The organism is Hoeflea sp. (assembly GCF_039975035.1).
Classification (GTDB): domain Bacteria; phylum Pseudomonadota; class Alphaproteobacteria; order Rhizobiales; family Rhizobiaceae; genus Hoeflea.
In genome coordinates, this window is record NZ_JBDWHW010000025.1 from 1 (window position 1) to 6,486 (window position 6,486).

Below are 6,486 nucleotides of genomic sequence, written 5' to 3' on the forward strand. Positions count from 1 at the left end.
ATTGCCGCGATCCCGAAGGGAACAAGCTGTGCTTCGTTTACGCCGGTGATCTGCCATAGGCTTTTGGCGCAGCAGCCGTCCAAGTAGACCCTAATCCTCGACCATCTAAGTTTGTCGATGTGCGAGGGGCACACCGCTTACCGTGATCCGGATTCCCGGTTCGAACTACAAGACGCCGGCGCCCCGCCCCGCAAACTCCAGGCTTGACTGCGAGAAGACGGTGGAAGTGTTTGGCTACTCCGCCCCCGCCTGGCGGAGTTCCGCCTCAAGCGTCGTCGCCAGTCTGCTCAAACCTGAAAACCAGGCGGGATGAACCGTTGGATTATCGCATTCGAAATCGTGACCCGAACCATTTAAGCTGACGCAACGCAGTCTTCCTTCGATTGCTTTTCGAAAGCCCACCGGTTGAGAAGGCTGTTTCATCATCAAGATCTTCCGGAGAGAGGTCTTCCAGAAGGTCAGGTCCGAATGGCTGGATCTCTCTTGAGGCAAACAGATCTTCCGCTGCCCTCCATTTGTAGACAGGGACTCCCATCTGGATGGCCTCGAGAATCGCCGATGTCGGATGACCTGCCTCGACAACCATATCGAGGTCTGACAGGTATCGGTCCATGCTGATGTCGCCGACATTGTGCAAGTCAAACCTGGGCGAGGTCGCGCTCGATACTCCGACCTTCGCAAGGGCCTGGTCTACAATTCCTCTAAGATAACCGGGATCATCCGACGTTTCCCGAAGTCGTATTCGCAAACTGTATCCGCGTTTTTCGCAGATTCGGGCAAGTACCCCCATCCCTTCGCGGAGCAGCCTTGCGTCGGTGTCCGCAGCGATGAAGTCCTGTCCGCTGGTCAGCAGCACACCGACAACCGCTTTCTCCCGGAGCGGCCTGCGGGTCAGCCCATGAACCTTGAGCAGTTGCCGTCTCAAACGGCTGCGTAAACCCGTATTGAAGCGCCATGGTGGAGAAACCGCATTGATCCCCGGCGTGCCACATTGGAGCCATGCATACCGGGTTGGCGGAACATCGTCCGGAATTTCGACATTGAGCTGGAAGGGCTCGGGAAGTGGCCAGGCGCCGTGGCTGTAGACATGCAACTCCACAGATCGTTGGCGCGCCAGTCTCAACAGCGATTGGGAAGCCGGGCTCACGTGATCGCTGACATGGATTTCCAGAGGGTTCCCAATTCCTGTCAGCTGCTCCAACGCTTCCGCGAAACGGGCGGCTTGCGCAATCTGTTTGGTGAGACAGCCCGCCACAAACTCAGACAGGTCTGCCGCATCCGTCGCCGTGTGCTCCTTGCCCTTCATGTCGAACGTCAAGATCTGCGTATTCGACATGGCGGCAACCGCGGCCTCGATCACCGCGGCGGGACCGGCATGTTGCCGGTGATAGATGACGACCAGTGTTCCGGGTGTCCGGCCGGCAATGAGTTTAAGGCGTCCGACCGGATCGGGAATGCCGTGAAGGTCGACAAGCGTCAATCCTCCCGACAGTTTCGTTTCTCCGGCGAACTCTGCCTGTTTCACCAGGAACGGCGGTACAGCGAGCGGCGGCTCGACCGCCTGCCAACGCCACCCCAGCATTAGCGCGGCTGCTTGCAGAACCGGATCGGTGCCGGATCTCAACTCGAACGCCCGCGCGCCGATGCTCCCCGCGCAAAATGCAGGTTCGGTCGCTGCCTCAAGCGCCATCTCCAGGGCAGCCGCTTCCCGGGCTGCCCGGAACAGCAGTGGCTTCAGCATCGTATTGTCAAAACCGTCCGGCTCGCCTGACAAGGACTGCACGGTCCTCGACGCAATCGAGGCTGCCTCAAGGTAGTACCGTTCAGCCCGGCCCGTGAACTCCGGATCGCGTCCGTCCGGCGCAAATTCAACCAGACCGGCGGTTCCACCCGCGGCGGCGAATGCCCGGGCAGCGGATTGATCGCCGGGGGCAACGCATGTCAGTCCCTCTGCACGCGCGGCCCGGGCCGCTGTTTCGCCGAAACACACGACGCAGGGCGCATTTACCGGACCGGGGTCATCGTCGTCCTGCATCTTTCTGTGCCCAACGTCGGCTGGTCAACCTCAGCCACGGCTTCTTGCGAAACGCCGATCTGCAACGCAACGTCATCTCAGATGCCGCAAAAGATCCGCGCAACGCCGCGAAGCAAGCCACCGCAGGAAATGCAGCTGTGGCTAATGGATAACCTTAGTCTCGCTGAGAATCTTGGTCAATCGCTCGGTATCGAGCCAGTCGGAGTTGTTGTCGCTGTTGTAGCTGAAACCCCTGTCGACAGGCTTGCCGGTTTCGCCGGCATACTCGCTGCTTTCTTCATCGTTCCAAAGCTTGATGGATGGTTTAACGACGTAGAATTTCTTGAATTCCAGCGTTCTCGCAGCTTCCTCGCTGCCGATCAGATCCTCGTAGAGCTTCTCGCCGGGACGAATGCCGATCTCTTCGATCTCGCATTCCGGAGCCATCGCCTTTGCCAAGTCGGTCACCATCATCGAGGGGGTCTTGGAGACGAAGATCTCGCCGCCACGCATGACCTGCGAGCAGTTGTCCACAAACTGCACGCCCTGTTCGATCGTCAACCAGAACCTGGACATGCGAGTATCGGTGATCGTCAGCTTGCCGGTGGGGCGCATCTCGCGGAACAACGGAACCACGCTGCCGCGCGAGCCCACGACATTGCCGTAGCGCGCGCATGAAAAACGCGTTCCACCGGCGCCGGCGAGGTGATTGGCGGCGATGAAGAGCTTTTCCATGCAGGCTTTCGTCGCGCCGTAAAGATTGATCGGCTTGACCGCCTTGTCGGTGGAGATCGCCATGACGCGATTGACCCCGGCGTTTATCGAGGCGCGAATCAGGTTTTCAGCTCCCTCGATATTGGTCTTGATGCACTCGATGGGGTTGTATTCCGAGGAGACCACCTGCTTCATCGCCGCAGCGTGAAAGACCGTATCAATTCCCTTGAGGGCAAAATTCAGACGCTCCTCGTCACGGACATCTCCGATGAAAAAGCGAAGCGCCTCATGATCGCCGAATGCTCGCGCCATGATGTACTGCTTGTATTCATCTCGCGAGAATACAACGAGCCGAGCTGGCTTGTAATTTTCCAGAACATACTTTGCGAACGCATTTCCGAAAGTGCCGGTACCACCGGTAATCAGGATGTTTTTTCCGTCCATTTTGAGGAATGTCCTTTTCTTCAGTTAGATCTAGCCCTCAAGAGAGGTGAAAGACTACAAACGCCCATACGGAAGCGCTACGGCGTTGAGCTATCGCACCTTGAACAGCGGCACAAGCGGTTCACAGTTTAATTTGCCGTTAATCCCGGATTCTGCTGCCTCTGCAAGAATGGCAAACACCTCTTCGTAGACTGCCAGCGCCTCATCGATCACGTCGAAATCGTGTTTTGTCCCGAGGAAGTGCAGCCCGATATTGAAGACCCCTCTCAATGCGGCTTCCTGTATAAACAGGGTCTTGAGCTCGAAGGAGGTTGCTGCCGGAGCATGGGCAAATGTGAACAGCGACCAGCAAGGCAGGCCTATGCAGGAGACGTACTTCTCAAGCCCGCTGCTCTCGAGTCTTTGCTTGACGCCCTCAAGCAACCGCCGTCCCGATCTGTCGATGGTCTCAAGGCTGCCTTCGTTCGCGACCTTGTCGAGCACTGACGACGCAGCAGCCAGGGAGAGCGCCTCTCCGCCCATCGTGAACGAGAAGAAGATCTCCTCCATCAGCTTCATCACGTCGGCACGGCCCGCAACCGCGGAAAGCGGCATACCGTTCGCCAGTCCCTTTCCAAGTGCAGTAAGATCGGGAATGACCCCGTAGCGCTGCTGCGCAGAGCCCTCGCGAAGGCGGAAACCGGTGACCACCTCATCAAAGACAAGCAATGCCGAGTGCTTGTGCGCGAGCGCCTTCAAGCCTTCGAGATAACCGGGCTTCGGCTCGGTGAAGGCGACAGGCTCGAGAATGATCGCGGCGAATTCACCGGGATAGCTCTCCAGCAGCGTGCGGACTGCCTCAAGGTCGTTATAGGGGAACGTCGAGGTCAATTCCTTGGTTGATTTCGGCACCCCGAGATCCCGGGATGTTGTTCCGATATACCAGTCCTGCCAACCATGATAGCCGCAGACTGCAACCCGCTCGCGGCCTGTATAGGCACGGGCCAGCCGGATGCATCCTGCCGTTGCATCGGAGCCGTTCTTGCCGAAGCGAACCTTCTCAGCGCCCGGCAGCATTGCAACGATGCGTTCGGCGACTTCCGCCTCGATCGTGTGCGGCATCGAGAACAGGATGCCGCTTTTCAACTGCTTCTCGATCGCCTCGTTGATGTCCTCATCGGCATATCCATGGGTAACCGAACCCAGTGAACAGGCAAAGTCTATGTAGTTGTTGCCATCGATGTCGGTGATGCTCGGTCCGAGGCCACTCTTGCAGAACAAAGGCGAGGCGCCGACGGGAAACTGCGTCCTGCTCTTGGAGAAGGTTTGGGATCCGAGCGGAATTGTGCGTTCAGCGCGCTCAAGATAGGCAACGGACTGGCTGTAGTCGCGAATATTCGGGAGCATCTTCTGCCTCGGCTTGTTCCTGATCACTGCGCACCAATAGTCGATTACTTCTGCCGAGAAAACAATTTTCTCAGCATGAAATGGCGTCTGCCGGGTCACGTCCGTCAATGTGGTGTAATTTTCCAGATGGCCTGAGGTCATGATCAGGCGGCTTTCATTGTTATGCTGAGGATGGGATCGACCTCCTCCTTGTCGATTTGGGCGAAGGCTTCGACCATCATGTAGCGGCTCGAAGTCTGCCACTCGTCATTCTGTTCGAACAACACCGCGCCTATGAGACGCATGATCGAGGCCTCGTTGGGGAATATCCCGACGACGTCGGCACGGCGTTTCACTTCCTTGTTCAGCCGCTCGATGGGATTGGTGCTGTGAAGCTTGGTCCTGTGCTGGCGAGGGAAGGCCATGTAGGCCAGCACATCGTGCTCGCTTGCATCCATCAGATCGGCGAGCTTGGGCCATCACTGGCGGAGCTGAACGGCGACGCGTTGCCAAGTCTCGCCAGCGTGATTGCGGTCGGGCTGCTCGAATGCCTGCCGGATGGCGGCGGCGACGACCGTGTGCTGGCCTTTGAGACATGAGCCAGGGCGTTGCGCATCCAGTGAAGCGGCACCGCTGCCAGGTCGCCTCGAAGACCCTGGAGATCGCACCCTTCAGGCCGCTGTGGGCATCGCTGATCACCAGCTTAACGCCGTCCAGGCCGCGGGCCTTCAGCGAGCGCAGGAAGTCCATCCAGAAGGTCTCAGCCTCCGAGGGGCCGATGCCGAGACCAATGATTTCCCTGCGGCCCTCGGTATTGGCGGCAACAGCGATTATGGCGGCCACGCTGACGATCCGGCCGCCCTGGCGCTGCTTGAGATAGGTGGCGTCGAGCCAGATATAGGGCCATTCACCAGCAAGCTGGCGATTGAGGAACTCGCCGACCCGCTCGTCGATGTCCTTGCACAACTTGGACACCGTGCTTTTGGAGATGCCGCTCAGACCCATCGCCTGGACCAGTTCGTCCACGCGCCTTGTGGACACACCGCCAATCCAGGCTTCCTGTATCACCGCAACCAGAGCCTGCTCAGAGGTCTTGCGCGCTTCGAGGAAGCCGGGGAAATAGGTGCCCTGCCGCAACTTCGGCACCTTCAGGTTCAGCGTCCCCAATCGGGTATCGAGAGAGCGGTCACGGTAGCCATTGCGCCAGGTCGTTCGTTGCTCGGCCCGTTCATGGCGTCCCGCGCCGATCAGCCCGTCGACATCGCTCTCCATCATCAGTTGAAGAACAGCCTCGGCAATCGAGCGCAGCAAGTCGCCCTGATCGTGCTTTTGCAGAAGCTCTGAAAGGTCCATATTGGTCTTGGTCATCGGGGTCTCCGTGTGGTTCGTGGTTGAAGCTGCTAACTCCACCTCGACCATACACCTCGATGGCCACCCAGATTACACCGGCAGCGCCGATGAAATTACACCACGCCCGCGGACACTACCGTCTGCCGGGACGGCACAACGCCCGGGCCAAGTCAGTGTCCCGTAGCATGGCTAGAAAAGGCCCGCCGATGTTGCGTATCAACAGTGTTGCTGCTAGTTGGTAGCGAACCTGAAAGAAAGGCTCTCCAACATGACCCGGGTACCGTTTTCGATCGCCGGACGGCTGATTTCCGCTGACCAACCGCCCTACGTGATCGCCGAGATGAGCGGCAATCACAATCAGGACATCGGGCGCGCAAAAAAGTTGATAGAGGCTGCGGCAGAGGCCGGTGCCGATGCTGTGAAGCTGCAGACCTACACTGCCGACACGATCACGATCAAATCCCACCGGAGCGAGTTCAAGATCAATGACGGCCTCTGGGAGGGGCGGTCGCTGCACGAGCTTTATGAAGAAGCGCACACGCCGTGGGAATGGCACCAGGAGTTGTTCGATCACGCCGCGGCATCGGGGATAACGATCT

5 protein-coding genes and 1 pseudogene are annotated in these 6,486 nt (G+C 58.6%); 2 read left to right on the forward strand and 4 right to left on the reverse strand.

Translation table 11 applies throughout. The annotated features are described in order from the left end of the window. Window positions 1-142 precede the first annotated feature (142 nt). Entirely contained in the window at window positions 143-313 is a 171-nt protein-coding gene (locus ABJN75_RS02050) for a sugar nucleotide-binding protein (RefSeq protein WP_348436378.1), read from the forward strand. Between the two features lie 9 nt (window positions 314-322). On the opposite strand, the gene ABJN75_RS02055 is transcribed toward ABJN75_RS02050, so the two are convergent. The 4 genes and pseudogenes from ABJN75_RS02055 to ABJN75_RS02070 all read right to left on the reverse strand — a co-directional run bounded on the left by ABJN75_RS02055 (window position 323) and on the right by ABJN75_RS02070 (window position 5,905). Continuing rightward, complete coding sequence (locus ABJN75_RS02055; protein ID WP_348436380.1) at window positions 323-2,035, reverse strand: hypothetical protein; 1,713 nt, start codon at window positions 2,033-2,035, stop codon at window positions 323-325. 141 nt (window positions 2,036-2,176) lie between these two features. Then, window positions 2,177-3,172, reverse strand: coding sequence for a UDP-N-acetylglucosamine 4,6-dehydratase (inverting) (pseB, locus tag ABJN75_RS02060; protein ID WP_348436382.1), 996 nt, complete (start codon window positions 3,170-3,172; stop codon window positions 2,177-2,179). A gap of 90 nt (window positions 3,173-3,262) precedes the next feature. Next, window positions 3,263-4,558: an aminotransferase class III-fold pyridoxal phosphate-dependent enzyme gene (locus tag ABJN75_RS02065; RefSeq protein WP_348436384.1), complete on the reverse strand. Its 1,296-nt coding sequence runs from the start codon at window positions 4,556-4,558 to the stop codon at window positions 3,263-3,265. 143 nt (window positions 4,559-4,701) lie between these two features. After that, window positions 4,702-5,905 (reverse strand): annotated as a pseudogene (locus ABJN75_RS02070) (IS256 family transposase). Window positions 5,906-6,155: 250 nt separating this feature from the next. Here ABJN75_RS02070 and ABJN75_RS02075 point away from each other — a divergent pair. Continuing rightward, window positions 6,156-6,486: N-acetylneuraminate synthase family protein (locus ABJN75_RS02075; RefSeq protein ID WP_348436386.1), on the forward strand; the 331-nt coding region annotated here is incomplete at its 3' end.

Excerpts from the sequence above, each read along its gene's own strand:
- ABJN75_RS02055 (WP_348436380.1), bottom strand. The coding sequence starts at position 2,035 with ATGCAGGACGACGATGACCCCGGTCCGGTAAATGCGCCCTGCGTCGTG.
- pseB (WP_348436382.1), bottom strand. The coding sequence starts at position 3,172 with ATGGACGGAAAAAACATCCTGATTACCGGTGGTACCGGCACTTTCGGA.
- ABJN75_RS02065 (WP_348436384.1), bottom strand. The coding sequence starts at position 4,558 with ATGCTCCCGAATATTCGCGACTACAGCCAGTCCGTTGCCTATCTTGAG.